A 21,217-nucleotide genomic window follows, 5' to 3' on the forward strand; every position below is an offset into this window, starting at 1 on the left:
TTCGAGTTCAGATGCCCGGGCTTCGAGAACTGTAACCCGACCTCGCAGGGCGGCCAGTTCAGCGGCGAATTCTTCCATTAACCGTTGCAGTCTCGCCAAATCTTCCCGCGTCACCAAGTCGGCTGTAGACGCATTAATCAGTTCGTTAATGCGTTCTAAACAAGCGTTGATACCTGCGGCAAATTCATAACGAGTTAAAGCCCGGTTTCCTTTATAGGTTCCATCTGGATATCCGGCAATACAACCATAACGTTCAACTAGAGACTGTAATGCCTGAAACGCCCAGTCTGTCGGTTGAACGTCTGACAGTTGGGAAACCGAGGTGACTTGCTGTTTTTTCTTGGAACCTCGACCTTCGCGAAAATATTCATTAAGCTGTTGGGAAGAATCAGCCTCAGCGCCATCAAGGGAAGTGTCCAAATCAGACACCTGAACTTGACTCATGTTTTGCGGCGAACCAACACCACCACTATGGGGATTAACCGGAACTTGAGCTAACTGTTCCGAGGGTTGTGATCTTGTGGGTTCGAGATAGGTTGTGGGAAATCGAGAAGCATCTGTGGCGATTTCTAATCGTTTCGATTCTGCTTCTGGGGTAACAGAGATTTCCGCAAATACAGGGGATGACGCGATCAAACTCGCGCCTAAAACAGCCGGACTCCATAGCCAAGCGTTCAATGATCGTTCTGACATTACTCTCTCTCCTCACACGAATCGAGGTTTAGTGGATAGATCTTAACTATCATATCCAATTCCTCTTTGTCCTATTTTGTCCTATTATGGGTCATTTTGCAGTAAATGGTCAGAACTCACTGAAAGCTTGGCTTTGATCGTCACCGTCAAGAGTATTGATCGCGTTATCCCTCTTTTGTCACGGATTACGGTTGACTCTGTGTTGATTTCTGAACTTCTAACCGAAAATGCTATCATCTTTGAGTTGACTCGTTAATTAACCTGAGATTCCTGCCCTATGGAGATAGCAAGCTTTCTAACCTGGTTGACATTGGTGATTGTGGTTGCGGGGGTGGGAATTGGTGCGATGATTTATGCCTACTGGGGTGCAGGTAGTCTTTCGATTTTATTTGAACAAGCGATTCCATTACCTGCAATACTCCCGGACTCGGACGCGGGAACTGAAGCGGCTGTTCAGTTTCAGCAGGGCTATAACGCCTATCAGCAAAAAAATTATCGCAAAGCAATTGATTACTTTAGTCGAGCGATTCAACAGGTTTCTACTCTGGCTGAAGCTTATCACAATCGCGGACTAGCTTATGCAAATTTGCGTCAAGATGATGATAGTGTTGTTAATTTACTCAATGCGAGTGAATTGTATGGACAACAGGACAAGGGCGAACAGCTTATATTACTGAAACAACATTTAGAAGCCATTCGGGAAAGAAAGTTAGCCAGACAGCGAGAATAATTTGCTGTGAAAATTTTACTTTTTTTAACTTGGTCAAAATGATCACGGTTTAATAGATGACAACAGCGATTCGTTTTGAGTGTTGGATTTTTTTTGTTGATTAAATGAGTATATTAGCCAAAGTCGAAGCTATTTTATATCTGAAGGGAGAACCCGTTTCCTTAAGTGATATGGCGGAACTGATTCAATGCGATCGCGGGGAAGTCGAAGACGCTTTAATTCAACTCATGTCTGATTATGCTCATCGAGAAAGTGCCTTAGAAGTGCTAGAAATGAAGAAGGGATACTATGCTCTACAGTTACGTCAAACCTATGCAGATTTAGTCGATACTTTGATACAGCCCGAGTTAGGAGTCGGAGCCTTAAGAACTTTGGCGGCGATCGCACTCAATGACGGAATTGCTCAAACTGATCTGGTTGATCTGCGAGGTTCAGGGGCTTATCAACAGGTTCACGAATTAGTGGAATTAGGATTTATTCACAAGCGGAAACAAAAAGACACCCGCTCTTATTGGTTACAAGTGACGAAAAAGTTTCACCAATATTTTCAGGTGGATAAGCTTCCCCAGCAATTGTCTCTCAGTTTTCCCGTTAAGGGTGGTGATGAACCGGAGCAAAATGGCAGCGAAAATAGATATACTGGGGAATAATAGCACTATAGTTTTATCTGATAAAACTCACTGCTATTCCTGGGGTTTTCGTAAAACTTAATGTAGCAGTCATCATGGATTTGTGAAGGTCAAGTTTCCAGATTTTTGCAGAAGCCTAAATTTTGGATGTTTGAATTTTTCGAGTTCAATCGGATTTCTATGTTCTTCTCTCTAAAGCATCAATCAATAGAATTTTTTACTAGACTAAATCTAGATTTTTGTTAATAGGATAAATGACACATGGCTACTGAATTTGTTCAGGATTTACAGTCTTCAGAAAATGTTAACTCCGTAAATCCTAATCTTCTGATTGAAGATTTTCATGGAACTCTCAATCCCATTATAGAGAGTCTTCATCAGAGCATCGATCATATTATGACTCAAGTCAATGAGATTCTCAGTGAAGGCTTAAATGCAGAAACAGACACCCGAATTGATCAAGTGATTGATGGAGTTGATCCTATTATCAATGATACAGTTGAGCAAGTTAATACTGTAGTTGATAGTCACTTTCAAATTAACCCAGAAGGCGTTGTTGATCCCTTAACTGGTGAGACGATTATCGCTCCTAATCCGTTATTAGATGCGACTGTTATCACTCCCATTAATGAGCCTGTGTTCGACGAGATGATAGTTAGTGATCCGATGGCTATTGATACGAGTCTAATTGTTGGTGACTTAACAATGGGTACAATTCATCCATTATTAGATGGAACTATTAGTATTCCAACAGTCATGGGTACAAGTGAGCCACTATTAGATGGAACTGTTAATCATCCCATGATCACTACAATTGATCCGATCATCAGTGGGACTGTCAGTGATTCGAGCTTATTTTAGTGGAAATATTCCGTTGTACTAAAGCTGAATAAAAATTTTCCAAACAGACTCTTGGGGATGAAACAATTTTCATCTCCATTTTTTTGTCGGTAATTTCAGACTTATTTAATGAAGGTGTTATCAGAAAAAAACTATCTAAGCCAAATCGCTTATATTGCTTAGTCATTTAGCTTAGTTCAACAGCTAGCCTTTTCGCTTAGAGAAATATTAGCGTATTAGCCGATGTCTCTAACCTTCTGGTCTAACTATGATGTGAATGTAAGCAAAAAGCTTTTAGAAATCAAAGTTTTAAAGCTTCAACCTCAGATTCTAAAAACACTCACAAAGCATACAGGAGAATAGAAACATGGCTAGCTTTGACACTTCCTTTTTTACAGCTTCATTCCCCAATCACGAGCTTTTACTATCACTGTCTTCTGAAAAAGTTGATGACGTGAAAGGAACAGAAAAGAAAGAACTTCTGTTTGGTTTAGAAGGAAATGATATTTTGCGGGGTTTGGGTGGAGATGATTTCATCTTCGGAAACCAACATGATGACTTGCTTTTTGGAGAAGAAGGAAATGATACCATTCATGGCGGGAAAAATAACGATGACATTCAAGGCGGAGCGGGTAATGATTTCGTATTAGGCGATCGCGATAATGATATTGTTCGTGGGGATATTGGAAATGATACCGTTCATGGTGGAAAAGGAAACGACACCGTTTATGGTGGCGAGGGAGACGATCTCATTTATGGCGATCTCGGTGATGATATTGTCTACGGAGATGCGGGAACTGATACGCTAACCGGGGGTGAAGGAAAAGATTTCTTTGTTATTGGTAAAAATACAGGAAGTTCTCAACTCTCTAGAGCGAGTGTTATCACCGACTTTCAAAATGGACAAGATTTAATTGAATTAGGCGAAAGTCAAACTTTTGAGAACCTCAACATTCTTCAAGGAACAGGAAGGAATGCTAAGGATACTATCATTCAAGATAAAACAACAGGTCAGTTTTTAGTTATTCTTAAAGATGTTGATGTTAATCAGATAGATATTTCCGATTTTTCCGTTGATTTTCAAGTTTTGATTAATAGTAGCAATAGTAGCGAACCAAATACAAACGGTCAAAATACAAACGGTCAAAATACAAGCACTAACGATGTGAATCCTAGTGATTCCAGCCAGGATAATACTTTCTCCGAACCTACTATTATTTTAAATCCCCCCATAATTGATAACATCACAGATAATGCTGCGGGTGATGGTAGCTTAAATGCGGGTGAGAACTCCACAGGTGATAATACTGCAAACTCCGGTAATAATGCGGGTAATAATTCCGGTGATGGTAGCTTAAATGCGGGTGAAAACTCGATAGTTGACTCGACAACCGATGTTGTTGATGGTGCATTAAACGGTAATTTAGACTCCACAGTTGATCAAACCCCCGATATTGTTGATGGGAACTTAGGAACAGACTCGGGAGAAACCGTTGACCCCATTGTTGACCAAACCACCGATATTGTTGATAACATTGTTGATGGTACGGTTGATCAAGTTGGCAATGTTGTTGATGGTGCATTAAACGGTAATTTAGACTCCACAGTTGATCAAACCCCCGATATTGTTGATGGGAACTTAGGAACAGACTCGGGAGAAACCGTTGACCCCATTGTTGACCAAACCACCGATATTGTTGATAACATTGTTGATGGTACGGTTGATCAAGTTGGCAATGTTGTTGATGGTGCATTAAACGGTAATTTAGACTCCACAGTTGATCAAACCCCCGATATTGTTGATGGGAACTTAGGAACAGACTCGGGAGAAACCGTTGACCCCATTGTTGACCAAACCACCGATATTGTTGATAACATTGTTGATGGTACGGTTGATCAAGTTGGCAATGTTGTTGATGGTGTATTAAACGGTAATTTAGACTCCACAGTTGATCAAACCACCGATATTGTTGATAACATTATCGATGATACCGTTGACCAAGTAACCGATATTGTTGATGGGAATTTAGGAACCGACTCGGGAGGAACCGTTGACCCCACCGTTGACCAAACCACCGATGTAGTTGATAACACGGTTGATAATACGGTTGACCAAACTACCGATATTGTTGATAGTGTTGTAGACGGAAATCTTGATGATACCGTTGACCAAACAACAGATACGGTTGATAACATTATCGATGATACCGTTGACCAAGTAACCGATATTGTTGATGGGAATTTAGGAACCGACTCGGGAGGAACCGTTGACCCCACCGTTGACCAAACCACCGATGTAGTTGATAACACGGTTGATAATACGGTTGACCAAACTACCGATATTGTTGATAGTGGTTTAGACGCAAATCTCGATGATACCGTTGACCAAACAACAGATACGGTTGATAACATTATCGATGATACCGTTGACCAAGTAACCGATATTGTTGATGGGAATTTAGGAACCGACTCGGGAGAAACCGTTGACCCCACCGTTGACCAAACCACCGATGTAGTTGATAACACGGTTGATAATACCGTTGACCCTTTGACCGGTGAAACAATTACCTCAGGTGATAGTACAACAGTTGGTGATTCAACCTCGGGTGATTCCTTAATCAATGTGAATGTCAATGATTCAACGGGTAACGATCCTCTGTTAGATGCGAGCGTTAGTGATCCTACTACTAATGATACCAGTTTGATTACTGCTGATTCATCGATTGGTACAAATGATCTGGGATTAGATACGACCGAAAATGATTCAACTTCTAGTAATTCGGTATTAGAAGTAGCAGTTAACGAGTCAGGTTCTAGCGATATATTAGATGTGACAGTTAACGACCCAAGTTCTAGTGATTCGCTCTTAAGTGGAACCGTAGGTGATTCTAGCTTATCTTTCTTCTAACTGAAATAATCCACAGTTACGAACTTCAATAACATCTAACAAAACGAAACGACGGGGATGAAAACGATTTCATCCCCTTTTTTTTGTTTGAGAAAACTGGAAGGTTTGCTTCGGCGATCGCAAGCTTGGACAAGTTCAGTAATTTCACGGTAGCCAACGGAAGTTGAAAAGTGTAACCTGGAAATAGAGTAGCAAGGACTCCTCTGGGGTCAGTTGAAAAATTGTTCAGAAAAGGGAGATTTTATGTAAATTTTTTTAAAGATAGCTCGCCATTTGATCTAAATGCGTTTGGGAAAAAGGATAATGACAACAAATAATGATTCGCAATTAGAAATCTATCAGTTAGTTGAAACTTTACAAAAAAAAGTCTCTCGTTTAGAAGCTGAAAAGCAGGAATTCATCAACAATCGAACTCAAGAAGTTGAACAGCAAGTTAATGAACGCACCCAAGAGTTGAGAACTTCGTTGAAACGAGAACAACTACTGACCCAAATTACGGCTCGGATTCGGGCGACTCTGGATTTAGAAAATATTTTACAAACAACGGTAACAGAAATTCGGGAGTTTCTTGATTGCGATCGCATGGTTGTTTTTCAGTTCGATTCAGATTACCCAGGACAAATCGTTGCAGAATCTCTATCAAGCTTCTATAGTCTTCTCAGAATTGACCGAGTTGAAAACTGTTCTTTACCCAAAGATTTTGCTGCATCTTTCGCCAATAAGAAAATTCGCTCAATTTCCAATATTTATGAATTAGAATATCCCGATTGCTATATAAAATTTTTAGAAAAACATAAAGTCAAAGCCACTGTAATTGTTCCAATTTATGTGAATCATCAATCCTGGGGATTGTTAATTGGACATCAATGCGTTCAATTTCGTCAATGGCAAAATACAGAGATTATTTTTTTAGAAAATGTTGCCGAACAACTGGCGATCGCCATCCATCAAGCTCAACTTTATCAACAAAAAGAAAAAGCGCAAGAAACCCTTTTTAAACTCAACCAAGAACTAGAAGCGAAAGTAAAACAGCGAACTCAAGAATTACAAGAACGGGAAGCAAGACTGCAAAATTTCTTTGATAATGCGCCGGACTTAATTCAAAGTGTAGCCGCCGATGGACGAATTTTATTTGTTAACAAAACATGGCGAAATATTCTGGGATATACCGAAGCAGATCTGAAAAATTTATCTATTTTTGACGTAATCGATCCCGATCATTATCATGACTGCAAGCAAGTCCTAAACTCTATTCTCCAGGGGATTTTCTATGCGAACAAAGAAGTTAAGTTTTTAACAAAAGATGGACGGACTATCTGGGTAGAAGGAAATTTAAATGGGATTTTTAAAGATGGAAAATTGATAGCAACTGAGGGGATTTTTCGCGAAATTACCGAACGCAAAAAAGCGGATGAAAAACTTCGCAAAACTCTCAAAGAATTATCTGATTTTAAGTTTGCTTTGGATCAAGCGGCTCTGGTGGCTATTACCGATGAGAAGGGAGTAATCACCTATGCCAACGACAGGTTTTGTGAAATTTCCCAATATTCTCAAAATGAATTAATTGGTCAAACTCATAGGATCATTAATTCGGGTTATCATCCTCCGAAATTCTTTACCGATCTTTGGCAAACAATTTCCCGAGGAGAAGTCTGGCGAGGTGAAATTAAAAACCAAGCCAAAGATGGTAGCTTTTACTGGGTTGATTCTACTATTGTTCCTTTTATCAATAGTAAAGGAAAACCCTTTCAATATTTAGCTATTCGTAACGATATTACTCAAAGAAAACAAATTGAAGAAGCTCTCAAACAAAAATTAGCTGCAATAGAAGCTTCCATTGATGGCATTGCAATTTTAGCGGGAGATACCTATAGTTATCTCAATCAAGCTAATCTCAAACTATTTGGTTATCAACACCCCGAAGAATTATTGGGGAAAACCTGGAAACAATTCTATTCAGAAGCCGAACTTCAGCGCTTAGAACAAGAAGTATTTCCAATTTTAATGCAGCAGGGACATTGGCGAGGAGAAGCAATCGTCAGGCGCAAAGATGGTAGCAGTTTTACTGAAGAATTGTCTCTCACTTTCACAGAAGATGAAAAGTTAATTTGTGTTTGTCGAGATATTACCGAACGCAAACAAGCCGAAAAACAATTACACCGAACCAACGAACGCTTAGAACTCACCAACCTCAAATTAGAACGAGCAACCCGAGCAAAAGACGAATTTTTAGCCAATATGAGCCATGAATTACGAACCCCTTTAAATGCGGTGATCGGGATGTCAGAAGGGTTACAAGAGGAGGTGTTCGGCTCGCTCAACGAAGAGCAAAAAAAAGCGATTAGTATTATTGAAATTAGCGGTCAACATTTGCTGGATTTAATCAACGATATTCTGGATTTATCCAAAATAGAAGCCGGAAAAATTGAACTTGAAATTACCTCTGTTTCTCTACAAGAACTGATCGAAAATAGTTTAATCTTTTTGCGACAACAAGCGATAAAAAAACAGATTAAACTAACGACTCAGATTTCCTCAGAACTCGATGAAGTGATTTTGATTGATGAGCTACGGATGCGTCAGGCGTTAATAAATATCCTCAGTAATGCGATAAAATTTACACCAGAAAGGGGTCAAGTTACCGTGAGCGCAGAGTTGGGGAAAGAAACGACCACAGATAAAAAATTGACTTCAAATCAAACCCAAGAAAAGGCATATTCGCTGAAAATTTCAGTCAGAGATACGGGGATTGGAATTGCTCCAGAAAATCTCAAGAAACTGTTTAAACCCTTTGTTCAGCTTGATAACCGCCTGAACCGTCAATATGCAGGTACTGGCTTGGGACTGGCTTTAGTACGACAAATTGTTGAATTGCATGGAGGTCGAGTCAGTGTCACCAGTCAAGTTGGTCAGGGGAGTTGTTTCACAATTCATCTTCCTTATTCCCATCATAATCAAGTCTCTATCTCTGAGGAAAATACCTCTTTTTCTGCTTCTCAAACCTTGAGTATCGATTCACAAACCCAACCCAAAAAATCCTCTCCTTTACTATTATTAGCAGAGGATAATCAATCTAATATTGATACAGTTTCCGATTATCTCACAAGCTACAACTATCAACTCCTCATCGCTAAAAACGGTCGAGAAGCAGTTGAGATGAGCAAACAACATCAACCGAACTTAATTTTAATGGATATTCAGATGCCTGAAATGGACGGACTAGAAGCCATTCGTGAAATTCGGACTAACCCATCTTTAACCCAAATTCCAATTATTGCTGTGACTGCATTAGCGATGGCTGAAGATGTAGCAAAATGTCGGGAAGCGGGTGCAAATGAGTACATGACTAAGCCGTTAAAATTAAAACAACTACTCGGAATGATTCAGAACTTGCTAAACTCTGATCAGAAGGATATTTCTGCTTAAATATTGAGTGGAAATCTAACAAACTATATATCAAATCTTATTTATGAACAATACTGTCTCGATCTTGATTGTTGACGATCAACCCCATAATTTTGAAGTGCTCGAAACCCTACTGGATAAACAGGGTTATATCTTACATTATGCCAGCAGTGGAGTCAAGGCTTTAGAACGATTAGATAATCTACAACCGGATGTTATTTTACTGGATGTGATGATGCCAGAAATTGATGGTATAGAAGTTTGTAGACGCATCAAAGCTAATCAGAGATGGCAACACATTCCGATTATTATGCTAACCGCCTTGAGTTCAAAAAAAGACCTTGCAGTTTGTTTACAAGCAGGAGCAAATGACTTTTTAAGTAAACCGGTTAATAGTGTGGAATTGCGAGCCAGATTGGATTCGATGATTCGGATAAAAAAACAATATGACCACTTACAAACCTCGCTCAAAGAACAGCAATCTCTCCTACAAATGCGAGAAGATATGGTGAATATGATCGTTCACGATCTGCGAAATCCTCTCGCTTCTATTATTTTTGAAACCGAGTTATTAAAACATCCCAAGATCTCCCCCGAAAAGCGCGATCTAAAAGCCGATAAAATTTTAGAGACTTCTAAACGACTAAACGCTTTAATTAATAGCTTGCTAACGATGGCTAAACTGGAATCCGGTAAGATGGTGTTGAACCGTTGTGATATTGATTTGGACGAAATCTGTCGCTCTGCTGTTGAAAATTTTGCCGCTCTCGCTAGCACTAAAGACATTGAGTTACTGAGTGATATTCCTCAACAACCCTGTACAATTAATGTCGATCCGCCGATGTTTCAACGGGTACTTGATAATTTACTCTCCAATGCGTTGAAGTTCTCGCCGTCTGGGAGTCAAATTATCTTCAAAGCAGAGTCTGTAGACGCAAAAGGAGTTCAAATTAAAGTGATAGATTCGGGGCCAGGAGTTAGTGAAGAATTGCGAACCAGTATTTTTGAAAAATATAAAGTCGGAACCCTGATGAAAAATGTTTCTCAAACAGGATTAGGTTTAGCTTTTTGTAAAGTCGTGGTTGAGGCTCATGGAGGCACAATTTCAGTGTCAGAAAATCATCCGAAAGGAGCAATATTTACTGTACAAATTAATAGCTTTTAGCTGACCTCAATCTGATTGATTGTTTTCTAATTGGTCTTGAGGTTTATAGCCATTTTCAAAGGCAAAACGAACTAGATGAGAACGATTTTTGAGGTTGAGTTTTCGGAGAATATTTCGTAGATGAGCTTGAACGGTGCGATCGCTAATAAATAAATGCTCACCAATTTCTTTATTGGTGAAACCTTGAATGACTTCAAAAAAGACTCGTTCTTCGGCATTAGTAAGAGTCAACTTTTCTGATCAAGAAAACAACTCTGATTGTTGATTTTGAGATAGATTTTCTGGAGGTTGGGGTAATGGGGTCAAATCAACAGTCGATTTTTGGAGTAAGCAGGTAATTTCTTTGTGAATTCGTTCATTTTTATTCAATAAAGCCTGGATTTTTAAGTTTAATTCTTCGAGGCTACAGGGCTTAATTAAATACTCATCTGCCCCGTAATTATAACCTTTTTTTAGGGCGGAAATATCAGCCTGAGCCGATAAAAAAATAAAGGGAATTAACCGTCCCGTTTGACTATTGCGGATCTGACGACAAAGCTCAAAACCATCCATTTGCGGCATCATAATATCAGAAATAACCAGATCGATAGATTCCCGTTGAAAAATCTCCAATCCTTCAACCCCTGAACTAGCTTCCCAAACCCAATAATCTTCGAGTTCTAAGAATTCCTTCAGATTATTTCTGATGTCGGGTTCATCTTCTACAATCAAAATGTATTTCATGATTATTGATCTCCAGAGGACTATTTACAGATCAATTTTAGTCAGCATTAGACAAAATTTGGTCCGATGATCACTTGCCAATCTAATCATAAACGTTAAAGGATCGCCGAGATTATCATGTGTTCTCCGACCTCAATCACGATGTAACATCGAACCCAAACAATCCGGATAGTCGTTTTTTTGAAAAGAGGGATCAAGTTATGCTATTTTAAGACACAGCAGTTTAGATGACACCAAAATTAGAGTGTTTAGATCCTGCACGCGCCGATCATGATCAATATCATCATTACGACTCTCAAGCGATCGCAAAAATTGAGTGAGTGATTGGTGAGAGGGTGCTTCAAATCTACTCAAGCTTGAGTAGACTCGATAATGATCGTCAATAAAATTCCACTATCTCAATTTTTTTTCAGATTTTCTCTAACCATTTCTTCCTCGGTGGTTTAAACTATTAAATATAGCAGGCAGACATTCGGAATCACCTCATGGTCTTTTACTCCGACTTCATCAAATCCAATGGTAACGAAACTTCGGAAAACGCTTTATTGAGTTATTTACAACACCAACATCCAGAGATCCTATCTCACATTGCCCAATCCGCTAGCCCAGAAATCAAAGAAATCATTTCCAAAAATGTTCAGGGATTGATTGGTGTATTACCCTCTGATGACTTTGATGTGCAGATTACAACCAACCGGGAGAACTTAGCGGGGCTGTTAGCCTCAGCAATGATGACCGGATATTTTCTGCGTCAGATGGAACAACGGATGCACTTGGATGAAAGTTTTGGTCAAGTCTCCTCAACCTCTCCGAATTCCCCCAAAAGAGACAAACGAGAGTAGGAATTCAGAAGTAGGGATTGGTGATTGATTAATGTTATCCCATTCCCTTGTACGCTTCCCTTACGCCCTCAATAAGAGTCAATCCCCCGATAAAGCGGAGTCGGGAAAGGTGGCGGTTTTCAGTTTGAGGGTTTGAACTTTTCCTTCGCGGTTAACTTCAATTGCCAACTCCTCGCCAATTTCCCGCATTTCGACTTCTTCTTGAACTTGAGTGGGAGTAACGACCGCAAGACCGCTCACTTTTTGGAGAATATCTCCTTTTAGTATTCCGGCTTTGGCAGCCGGAGAATCTTCAACAACCCTCACAACCAATACACCTCGGTCTTCAGACAACTTCACGTCAAGCTGTTCGCTCATTTCCGCTTTGATTTTAGGCGTTAACTCCACCATTTGCACCCCTAAGAAGGGATGATCGGCCTTTCCTTTTTCAAAGAGCTGATTGGCAATTCTGACGGCTGTTTCAATGGGAATCGCAAACCCCAACCCTTGAGCATTGGCTCGAATCGCCGTATTCACCCCAATCACTTCTCCTTGATCATTCAATAACGGCCCCCCTGAATTCCCCGGATTAATCGCCGCATCTGTTTGAATAAACCGCACCCGCTTCTTGGGAATCCCCACCTGAGAACTTGAACGACCTGTGGCACTAATAATCCCCACTGTTACCGTATTATCTAACCCTAAAGGATTACCAATCGCAATCGCCCACTGCCCCGGAACAATCCGATCAGAGCGCCCCATAGGTGCTATCGGTAAATCTTTAACATCAATTTTAATCGCCGCAACATCCGTTAAATCATCAATCCCTTTAACTTTACCTTCAAAAGTGCGACCATCTTTGAGGGTAACAAGTACAGTTTCGGCCCCATCAACCACGTGAGCATTGGTAATCAACCGACCATCGGAGGCCACAATAAAGCCGGAACCTGTTCCTCGTCGTACTCGTTCGCTAGACTCTGGAACTTGGTCACCAAAAAACCGCTTAAAAAGTGGGTTATTCAAAGCACCCGGCCCGTTTTTGGATGGACGAGCGGCATCAATTCGCACGACAGCCGGGCCGACAATTTCGGCAGCTTCGGCAATAAAGTTCGGACTGCTGCGTTCAACCACTCGTCTTTCTGGAACTAGAGGTTGAGTATCAGCAGGTAGCTGACGAACCACAGGAACAGCAAGAGAGTTTTGAGTGAAGTTTTTCGCTTGCAGATACCGATTTCCTAACCATCCTGTGCCTCCACCGATGGAGAATAAAGCCAAGTATACTGTGAGTTGTTTTATAGACAAGTTCATCTGCACTTTTCCGATGGATACGTCTTCTCCCCAAGCAAAAAATCTGCTGGAGTCTCTACTTAAAGTTGGAAATTAAACAAGCGGGTCGGGTCAACCTTTTTTTGAACCTATCACGCTCAAACCGTAAAAGATGTCAGCGATAAACGGTAAGCATCCAGAACAATTGTCGATCAGACCAGAGTTCTCGGTTAGATTCCCGATTTTCCTTTCCTGCTTTCACCCGTTGATCAGACCTGTGTTGACTGAATTAAACTCGGGGCAGAGGAAAGATACCTATGAATTATCTCCTGTTTGATCTCATATTTCCAATTTAGTCTAAAAATCTTTAAGCTGAGAGAGATAGTTTTTAATTTTTGACTCCTTTGGGATCTCGGTACGGTAGGATCAGGAGAGCGTGAACCCTTTCTCAACAGGACAATGATCGCGATCCGATCACTCGATTTTCGGGTTTTGCGACCCAATGCTCGAATATTGTTTGTTGATTCGCTTATCCTCAAAGTGTAATGAGGCTCAAAAAAAGCCGATATGATTTGCCCATACTTCAGTATTTTTGTGTCTTATTTGTTGGGGTGGATAATTCCCTTGTCGGGTGTTATACTCCTTCAAGCTGCAACTGCTGCGGAAGCTAACGATTTATTTATCCGAGATCAAACTCCGACTAATGTTTGTCCACCTCCGGTTTTGTCTCGTTTGAAGCGCCATCGCATTAGTTCGGGTGAAAGCCTCGAAAGCATTGCCCGTCAATATAACCTAATTCCAGCGACGCTATTGGGGATGAATCCGATATTACGACAAAATCAAATCGCTGTCGGACAAGAGATTGTGATTCCGCCTTACAATGGGATTGTTGTGGAAATTCCTGCCGGAAGTACGTTACAGGAAATTGCTCAAGCTTATAACGCTCAGGCGGATGTGATTTTTGAAGTCAATGGCTGTCAACGTCAACCCCAATTGGTGTTTATTCCGGGGGTGAATTGGACTCCGGGTGGCCCTGTCGTTCCTGCAAAGGCGGTGTTATCTGGCTATCCCCTCCCCGCTAAAGCCTCTGTACAAATGGGTTATGGCTGGCAATTACATCCGACTGCCGGACGGGTTGTTTTTCATAGTGGCGTGGATTTGATTGCTAAAATTGGTACGCCTGTGCTATCTGTCGGTGAGGGTGTGGTTGCTTTTGTCGGGGCGAGAAGGGGTTATGGGAATTTAGTGGTGGTTAATCATCAATCCGGTAAACAAACTCGTTATGCTCACTTATCTGAGATTACCGTTAGAGTGGGTCAAAACGTCCCCTCTGGAGAAATTTTAGGTAAGGTTGGCATCAGTGGACAACCCGATAGCGACGAGCCTCATCTTCATTTTGAAATTCGCTATAACTCTGAATTGGGTTGGGTGGCTGAAAATCCTGATCCCTATTTTACAGTAAACAGGGAACAGGCTCTTGGTATTAGAAGAAACTAAAATAGTTAGCACTCAGATCAAGGGAGGTGTTTCCGGCGACGACAGCAATTACTTCTGTTGACCCATCAAAATCTTCATAAATAATGGCGGTTCCTGATGGTAAACTCACAGAACTATTGGTTTGCAAGTCCTGAGTATTCACTAACTCATAAGTATCGGCGTTTCCGACTAATTGGATGGTATCTTCTTGAGGGTTAAAGTCTTCAATAAACGTATAACCTTTACCCCGTCCGGTAACGCCTGTTAATGTATCTTCTCCGCGATCGCCTAAAAGCAAGTCGCTACCTGTACCCCCGGTGAGTTGATCATCACCTTGACCCCCATAGATTGTATCATCGCCGCGATCGCCAAATACTGTATCATTGTCGTTATTGCCAAATAAAATATCGGCTCCTGATCCGCCATACATTGTATCTTCTCCGCGATCGCCAAATAGTGTATCTTCACCGGAATCTCCAATCAAGATATCATCATTTTGACCTGCAAAGAGCAAATCATCCCCAAATTCTCCATTGAGGAAGTCATCGCCTGTAAAACTCGATAAGGTGTCATTTCCTCGACGACCATAAATGTTATCGTTTCCGCTAGTACCCAGGATTTCTTCAGACTGAGAAGTACCTTCTTGAGTGGCGGGAGGAGTTAATAATAAGACATTGATTTGATCGCCGTTGTTCCGCAGTGTAAAAGTATCGGCATCCGCACCCCCTAATAGGGTATCAATTTCGTCTGTAAAAATTTCTGGAGTGTGATTAGACATGAGGTTTTAAGGTTATACAGCTAAAATGTTTGTTCACTTCGGTTTCTTGAAGTTCAGGATAGTTTTTAATACGTTTTTGTTCCTTTTGTTTCTAAAAAAATTCTAAATTTTAGAAGTAAGCTGTTTTTTTGACATCCCTGTTTAGGACAGTCTCTCGACTGTCTGCTTTGCGATTGGGGGGATTCATTTTAGGATGTTAGGCAGGGCTGTTTCATTCTCAACAAAAAATTTTCAGGGTTACTGGGGTGAGGGTTTTTTAAACATGAAAAATAGCTTTTTATTAATAAATATCCTCCCCACCTCCCTACAAATCAAAATTTCGTCCGACTTGGAAATAGCCCTGGGATGTTAGGGGGTTGCAGCCAGTAATACTTCTAGAGTTGCCGCTTCAAAAACCCATTCTAAACCTCTAGTATTAATAGCTTTGATCAAGATGACATCTTCAGGATAAACACTCGCAAGATTAATCTGAATCGACCAAGATAATCGATCATCTAGAGGATAATTGGAAATCGGTTGTACGGTTTGAATGCTGTGATTATTAACCGAGACAGAAATCGCTTCAATTTTACTATCAGGATTAATTTCAGACACCCATCCACTCACCTGAAGTCTACCTTCTGCGATCAGATTAATTTGTTCTAAACGTCCCCACGGGTGATGACTAAATTGTAAAGTTGAAAACTCAGGATTTGGAGGTTTAGCGACTAAATATAAATCCTGATAACGACAAATTCCTTGAGGAATGCGATAGCAAATTGCTTCCCCTTCACTAATATTTTTAACGGCTTGAGTGACAAATTCTTCGCCGACATAAGAGGTGCCATATTCATAGACATCGAGAGATTGACTTTCACTTTGGGGGATAAATAAAAGTTCATCGGATTTGATTTTTGAGTCGGGGGGTAATAAGTCTCGATCATGAACACTAAACATTAATATCCCGGCGGGGGGGATTAAGTTATAAAGTGTTTTCATCCAGAGTGTGAAGGTTTTTTCGGGAAGATGACTAAAAAAAGAACACGCTAATATACAATCAAATTTTTGGTTAACTGAATAGTCGGTAGGATTAACCGTTGAAATAATGCCGTTGACTCCAAAACTTTCTTGTTGAAACTGAACTGCATCTGTGTAAATATCAGAAACCCAAACTTGATCACAATTAAGTTCTTGCAAGAGAAATCGAGTAAAACGTCCGTACCCACTAGCAAAATCTAAAAAGGAGTTGATTTGATTAAATTCTTTAAATTTCCACTGGACAACCTGACGAACTGCATCAAAAATTCGCCGACCATTGAAATAATATCTAATTCTAGCTTTTTCGGGAATTAGATGATTTTGGAGGGCAAACAAATACATTTCATCTTGTGGACTAATAATCGACTTGAATTCGAGGGGAAATTGGACTTGATCTTGGATGAATGTTTGCAGGGCTGGATCAAGTTGCTGAAAATGATTAAGAATCATATTATAATAACTTTATAGAGTTGTATAAAGGGAAGGAAAAAAGTGAAAGCGAGTTGTCCATAAATTAATCGTGCTGATCCGAAAATTAATTATACTCCCTGCTGAAACCGGATCAAATTGAAACTTAACCTCAATAATGATATTGTATGGTGAGGTGAGTTGCTCGTTCACTAACGGGCATCAGAGCAGTATAGAAAGAAAAGTAGTTATCACAAAGTCGGGAAGCTATGCGCGTATACGTACTACTGTTTAATGCCGGAACAGAGAACGAAGGAATTCATACCATCCAGATGGGTGATCGTAACACTGTGCTAATGTTTGAGGAACAGGAGGATGCAACTCGCTTCGGTGTCCTGCTGGAAGCTCAAGATTTTCCGACTCCCAGTGTTGAAGCCCTAGAGGATGAAGAAATTAAAGAATTTTGTCGCAGTGTTAACTATGACTGGCAACTAATTCAGGCGGGTGAGTTGGCTGTCCCTCCTGACAGTAACGTAGAACAGACAGATTGGCAACCCGCTGAAAAAAAAGATGAACAACCGGGTGACAAAAAAGATGAAAAGTCAGAGTCAGACTTAGAATATTCTTCAGATGAACTCGACAATATTCGACGTCGATTGGAAGGGTTATTATAAAAAAATAGAGATTTTTGATTTCTGATATCAATTCAAACCTGTAAATGTTCAAGGCATCTTTTGAGAGAAGTTTTTTAAAACTTTAGATAAAATTCTAGATAAAAATACAAAAATTTGCAAAAAGGCGAAAATATGAATGATTCCCAGACGCGAGGACATCTTTTAACTGAACAAATTAATGCCAGTAGTCAGAACTTAGATCAGTTGAGTTCTCTGGAGTTGGTAGACTTATTTAATCGAGAAGATATTCAAACATTATTGGCGATCGCCCATTCCCGAGAACATCTCGCCCAGGCTATTGATATCATAGCAGCAGCCATGGGTCACGGTGGGCGTTTATTTTATGTCGGAGCGGGGACTAGCGGGCGTCTGGGCGTGTTGGATGCGGCTGAATGTCCCCCCACCTTCTGCACGCCTCCTGAGTTGGTACAGGGCATTATCGCCGGGGGCGCTGCGGCTTTAGTACGGAGTTCCGAAGATCTCGAAGATCGAACTGAAGATGGTAAACAGGCTATTGCCCATCGGGACGTTAAGGATCTCGATGTGGTGGTGGGAATTACCGCCGGGGGGACAACTCCCTATGTTCTCGGGGCGTTGGAGGCGGCGCGTCAGCGAGGGGCGAAGACGATTTTTATTGCTTGTGTTCCCAAAGAACAGGTAAAAGTTGAGGTTGATGTAGATATTCGTTTGTTAGTTGGGGCGGAAATTCTTGCAGGTTCAACTCGGTTAAAAGCGGGAACTGTGACAAAAATGGCGTTAAATATTCTCTCAACTGGGGTGATGGTGAAGTTGGGGAAAGTCTATGGAAATCGAATGGTTGACGTGGCGGTAACGAATCAGAAATTACGCGATCGCGCTTTACGAATAATCGCCGATTTAACTGGAATTAATCGCCAAGAAGCCGGAGTTTTATTAGATAAAAGTGGTCTGTCGGTGAAGTTAGCTTTGTTGATTTATTGGACGGGATTAGAAGCGGAAGACGGAGAAAAGTTGTTAGAAAAGTTTCAGGGTAATTTGCGAGAAGCGGTGTTAAGTTGTCAGTCGGGCAGCTAATTTTAACGGTTGAGGAGAGTTGTATTGAAGGGGATTGAATTATTTGCGGGAATTGGTGGCTTTCGTCTGGGAATGGAAGCCGCCAATATTGAAACCATTTGGGCGAATGATAGCAGTGAGTTGAGTTGTCGAGTTTATGAAAGTAATTTCGGACAAAATTCGATGGTTTTAGCAGATATTACCCAAATTGATTTATCAATTATTCCTCAACATGATCTTCTCACGGCTGGATTTCCCTGTCAACCTTTTAGTTCGGCGGGAAAAAAGCAAGGAATTCGAGATCTAGTTCGAGGAACGTTATTTGAACGAATTGTTGAAATTATCAAAGACAAACAGCCTCAATATTTTGTATTGGAAAATGTTAAAAGAATCCTCACAATGGAACAAGGTTATCACTTTAGGGTGATTTTAAATGCCTTAGCATCCTTAGATTATTTAATTGAATGGCGACTGATTAATCCTCTAAATTTTGGAATTCCTCAAAATCGCGATCGCGTGTTTATTGTCGGAACAAAATTGACAACAAATAACCTTTTCCCGAATCTTGAAAAATCGCTGTTTTTACTCACTCAAAAAGATTGTGATATTTTAGAAATGGGGGTTGAAACGTTAGAAAAAGGTCTTCAACCGATTGTTTTAGAACAACAAACTAAAAATCATAACTGGGGAATTGCCTATCAAAACCAAATGTACACCCGGCAAATTCCGCCTTTAGTTGACCAAAAACCCTCAAAAAAACTCAAAGATATTCTTCAAGATGAAATGGAGATAAATACACAGTTTGATTTTACCGCAGATACCCGAGAACGAATTCAAAAAAGTACATCGGTGCATCGATATTGTAACGGAGTGGAGATTCTTTACAATCAAGGAGGAGGCGCACGTTTGGGCTATACAATCTTTGGAGTTAATGGGATCACTTCAACTCTAACTGCATCAACTTCTAGACATTATGAACGTTATCAAGTGGGAAATAGGTTTCGACGATTGACCAATATAGAGTATGCTCGACTTATGGGATTTCCTGATGATTGGTGTCGAGTTGCTAGAGTTTACGATCAATATAGGCTATATGGAAATGCAGTAGTTCCCGCTTGTGTAGAATGGATTTGTCAACGAATCGGTCGGGAGAATATTAAGTTTAAATCAAGAACCTGGGAGCAACTAAAGTTACCGATTTAAGTTAAAATTATCAATATTATGACGAGAATGCTGACTTTATCGCTTCTCAAAATAGAAGCCGGAAACTTCGTTCAAGAGTTGAGAACTAGAGCAATTCCTCAATTGTATGGTATTACCGATGGAAAGGCGGTAGGAACTTATGTAGAACAAACATTTAATCAATATTTGGGAATTAAATACTCATACATATTAGGAAGTGCCGCCAGTGGAATTGATTTTCCCGAATTAGAAGTTGATTTGAAAGTAACCTCAATTCGTCAACCTCAATCTTCCTGTCCGTTTCGTGATGCGAGTCAGAAAATCTACGGACTTGGCTATCATCTCCTTGTTTTTGCTTATGAAAAACTCGATATTCACGAATCTCGGACTGCAACTTTGAATTTTCAACACGCCATTTTTGTTGAAAAGGAACGCACGGGAGACTATCAAACCACATACGGTTTAAGAGAGATTCTACGCCGTCAAGGGAACACAGACGATATCATTGCTTTTTTAGACGAACGGAATCTACCTTTAGATGAAATTGGACGTGAATTATTGGCAGATCGGATTATCAATCAACCTCCCGAACTTGGCTATCTAACAATTTCTAATGCTTTGCAGTGGAGACTACAGTACAGAAGAATAATTGAACAAGCACAGATGAATACATTAGGAGTTGAAAATTTGTTGGGGGGAAGATTATCATAAAGTAGAGTCACGAAAGTTAAAATTAAGTTGGGTGTTGCTTTCGCTCGACCCAACCTCTATCAAGATTAACCCTGCCATTTTTAAAATACTTCAACAGTTTACGGTCGATTTCTCAACTCCCGAACAATTTCTTGAGCCAAATTTTTTGACCACAACGAATCAAAAGGACAGAGAATTTGCCTGTTTTCAGGTGATATCCAAACTAACGCATCTTCTACATCTGAGATTTGATAGGGTTCATTCAACAGAACACAAGTTAACAAGCGGTGAACAGCTTTAGCCTGTTCGTCTGTTAATACAATCATTCCTCTAACCTCCGTTGACGGCGCTTGGTTTTGGCTGTTTCCCCTTTTGACAACATGACGAACGCTTGATCGATATCCCGAACTTTAATCTGTCTAAGTGCAATCAGGATGGACTTGATCAACGCTGCTTCATCATCAGTGAGTATAACCATAACTTTCTTGCAATTTACCACAATGCCACATTACCACGAAAGTAAAATTTTGTATAGGACAATGTGGAAGTGTATACTACACAGGATTTAGGATGAGTGCGAAAAGAAAACCAGAGTTTAGAGTTTTCACAGACGAGGATGTAGCGATTTTGGTTAAAACGCTAGCAGCACTGAGAAATACCAGTATTTCTGAACTGTTTAATGAGGCTTTGGAACTGTGGCTATCTCAACCGGAACAGCAAAAACTGATTGAGAAACACAATTTAGACGAGATCGAAGATTCTGACGCTATCTAATACTAA

General features: G+C 40.4%; 21 protein-coding genes. 13 read left to right on the plus strand and 8 right to left on the minus strand.

The features are described from left to right. On the minus strand, positions 1-693 hold a 693-nt coding region (locus M595_RS22195; RefSeq protein WP_023068730.1), incomplete at its 3' end, for an iron uptake porin. A 277-nt stretch (positions 694-970) separates the two neighbouring features. On the opposite strand from M595_RS22195, the gene M595_RS22200 reads away from it, so the two are divergent. From M595_RS22200 to M595_RS22225, 6 genes are all read left to right on the plus strand, one after another. Beyond that, complete coding sequence (locus M595_RS22200; protein WP_023068733.1) at positions 971-1,423, plus strand: tetratricopeptide repeat protein; 453 nt, start codon at positions 971-973, stop codon at positions 1,421-1,423. 104 nt (positions 1,424-1,527) lie between these two features. After that, positions 1,528-2,073: an SMC-Scp complex subunit ScpB gene (gene scpB, locus M595_RS22205; protein ID WP_023068742.1), complete on the plus strand. Its 546-nt coding sequence runs from the start codon at positions 1,528-1,530 to the stop codon at positions 2,071-2,073. 240 nt (positions 2,074-2,313) lie between these two features. After that, a complete protein-coding gene (locus M595_RS22210; protein WP_023068724.1) occupies positions 2,314-2,913 on the plus strand; it encodes a hypothetical protein in 600 nt (199 codons plus the stop codon). A 346-nt stretch (positions 2,914-3,259) separates the two neighbouring features. Then, positions 3,260-5,800: a calcium-binding protein gene (locus M595_RS22215; RefSeq protein WP_023068746.1), complete on the plus strand. Its 2,541-nt coding sequence runs from the start codon at positions 3,260-3,262 to the stop codon at positions 5,798-5,800. Between the two features lie 303 nt (positions 5,801-6,103). Further along, positions 6,104-9,226, plus strand: coding sequence for a PAS domain S-box protein (locus tag M595_RS22220; protein WP_023068729.1), 3,123 nt, complete (start codon positions 6,104-6,106; stop codon positions 9,224-9,226). Between the two features lie 43 nt (positions 9,227-9,269). Beyond that, on the plus strand, positions 9,270-10,370 hold the full coding sequence (locus M595_RS22225; RefSeq protein ID WP_023068734.1) for a hybrid sensor histidine kinase/response regulator: 1,101 nt from the start codon (positions 9,270-9,272) through the stop codon (positions 10,368-10,370). Between the two features lie 6 nt (positions 10,371-10,376). Here M595_RS22225 and M595_RS32495 read toward each other — a convergent pair whose 3' ends face one another. Continuing rightward, complete coding sequence (locus M595_RS32495) at positions 10,377-10,601, minus strand: response regulator transcription factor (protein WP_023068744.1); 225 nt, start codon at positions 10,599-10,601, stop codon at positions 10,377-10,379. Positions 10,602-10,610: 9 nt separating this feature from the next. Continuing rightward, positions 10,611-11,093 (minus strand): response regulator transcription factor, encoded by a 483-nt coding sequence (locus M595_RS22230; RefSeq protein WP_023068721.1) that lies wholly within the window; start codon positions 11,091-11,093, stop codon positions 10,611-10,613. A 485-nt stretch (positions 11,094-11,578) separates the two neighbouring features. Between M595_RS22230 and M595_RS22235 the strand changes: the two genes are divergently transcribed. Continuing rightward, positions 11,579-11,935, plus strand: coding sequence for a DUF760 domain-containing protein (locus M595_RS22235; RefSeq protein ID WP_023068727.1), 357 nt, complete (start codon positions 11,579-11,581; stop codon positions 11,933-11,935). Positions 11,936-12,013: 78 nt separating this feature from the next. Here the strand turns inward: M595_RS22235 and M595_RS22240 are convergent, their stop codons facing one another. Beyond that, the gene (locus M595_RS22240) at positions 12,014-13,222 is read right to left on the minus strand and encodes an HhoA/HhoB/HtrA family serine endopeptidase (RefSeq protein WP_023068728.1); all 1,209 of its coding nucleotides are present in this window, start codon (positions 13,220-13,222) and stop codon (positions 12,014-12,016) included. A 552-nt stretch (positions 13,223-13,774) separates the two neighbouring features. Here M595_RS22240 and M595_RS22245 point away from each other — a divergent pair. Next, entirely contained in the window at positions 13,775-14,677 is a 903-nt protein-coding gene (locus M595_RS22245; protein ID WP_023068723.1) for a peptidoglycan DD-metalloendopeptidase family protein, read from the plus strand. Here the strand turns inward: M595_RS22245 and M595_RS22250 are convergent. Both M595_RS22250 and M595_RS22255 read right to left on the minus strand, forming a co-directional pair. Continuing rightward, the gene (locus M595_RS22250) at positions 14,664-15,434 is read right to left on the minus strand and encodes a calcium-binding protein (protein WP_023068739.1); all 771 of its coding nucleotides are present in this window, start codon (positions 15,432-15,434) and stop codon (positions 14,664-14,666) included. The two genes, M595_RS22245 and M595_RS22250, sit on opposite strands and share 14 nt — an antisense overlap. 348 nt (positions 15,435-15,782) lie before the next feature. Beyond that, complete coding sequence (locus M595_RS22255) at positions 15,783-16,901, minus strand: methyltransferase domain-containing protein (RefSeq protein ID WP_023068751.1); 1,119 nt, start codon at positions 16,899-16,901, stop codon at positions 15,783-15,785. A gap of 227 nt (positions 16,902-17,128) precedes the next feature. Here M595_RS22255 and M595_RS22260 point away from each other — a divergent pair, with 227 nt between their 5' ends. From M595_RS22260 to M595_RS22275, 4 genes are all read left to right on the plus strand, one after another. Beyond that, positions 17,129-17,533 carry a DUF3110 domain-containing protein gene (locus tag M595_RS22260; RefSeq protein WP_040484511.1) on the plus strand — a complete coding sequence of 135 codons (405 nt, stop codon included), beginning with the start codon at positions 17,129-17,131 and terminating at the stop codon, positions 17,531-17,533. Positions 17,534-17,665: 132 nt separating this feature from the next. Next, on the plus strand, positions 17,666-18,586 hold the full coding sequence (gene murQ, locus M595_RS22265; RefSeq protein WP_023068720.1) for an N-acetylmuramic acid 6-phosphate etherase: 921 nt from the start codon (positions 17,666-17,668) through the stop codon (positions 18,584-18,586). 24 nt (positions 18,587-18,610) lie between these two features. Beyond that, positions 18,611-19,768: a DNA cytosine methyltransferase gene (locus tag M595_RS22270; protein WP_023068753.1), complete on the plus strand. Its 1,158-nt coding sequence runs from the start codon at positions 18,611-18,613 to the stop codon at positions 19,766-19,768. An 18-nt stretch (positions 19,769-19,786) separates the two neighbouring features. Then, complete coding sequence (locus tag M595_RS22275; RefSeq protein WP_040484512.1) at positions 19,787-20,458, plus strand: type II restriction-modification system restriction endonuclease; 672 nt, start codon at positions 19,787-19,789, stop codon at positions 20,456-20,458. Positions 20,459-20,556: 98 nt separating this feature from the next. Here the strand turns inward: M595_RS22275 and M595_RS22280 are convergent, their stop codons facing one another. Both M595_RS22280 and M595_RS31280 read right to left on the minus strand, forming a co-directional pair. Further along, positions 20,557-20,763 (minus strand): hypothetical protein, encoded by a 207-nt coding sequence (locus M595_RS22280; protein ID WP_023068736.1) that lies wholly within the window; start codon positions 20,761-20,763, stop codon positions 20,557-20,559. Then, positions 20,760-20,915: a hypothetical protein gene (locus M595_RS31280; RefSeq protein ID WP_023068743.1), complete on the minus strand. Its 156-nt coding sequence runs from the start codon at positions 20,913-20,915 to the stop codon at positions 20,760-20,762. Before M595_RS31280 ends, M595_RS22280 begins: the two co-directional genes overlap by 4 nt. A 92-nt stretch (positions 20,916-21,007) precedes the next feature. Here M595_RS31280 and M595_RS22285 point away from each other — a divergent pair, with 92 nt between their 5' ends. Beyond that, the gene (locus tag M595_RS22285) at positions 21,008-21,211 is read left to right on the plus strand and encodes an RH3 domain-containing protein (protein ID WP_023068722.1); all 204 of its coding nucleotides are present in this window, start codon (positions 21,008-21,010) and stop codon (positions 21,209-21,211) included. The last annotated feature ends 6 nt before the right edge of the window (positions 21,212-21,217 follow it).

This window comes from Lyngbya aestuarii BL J, from assembly GCF_000478195.2.
Lineage (GTDB): Bacteria > Cyanobacteriota > Cyanobacteriia > Cyanobacteriales > Microcoleaceae > Capilliphycus > Capilliphycus aestuarii.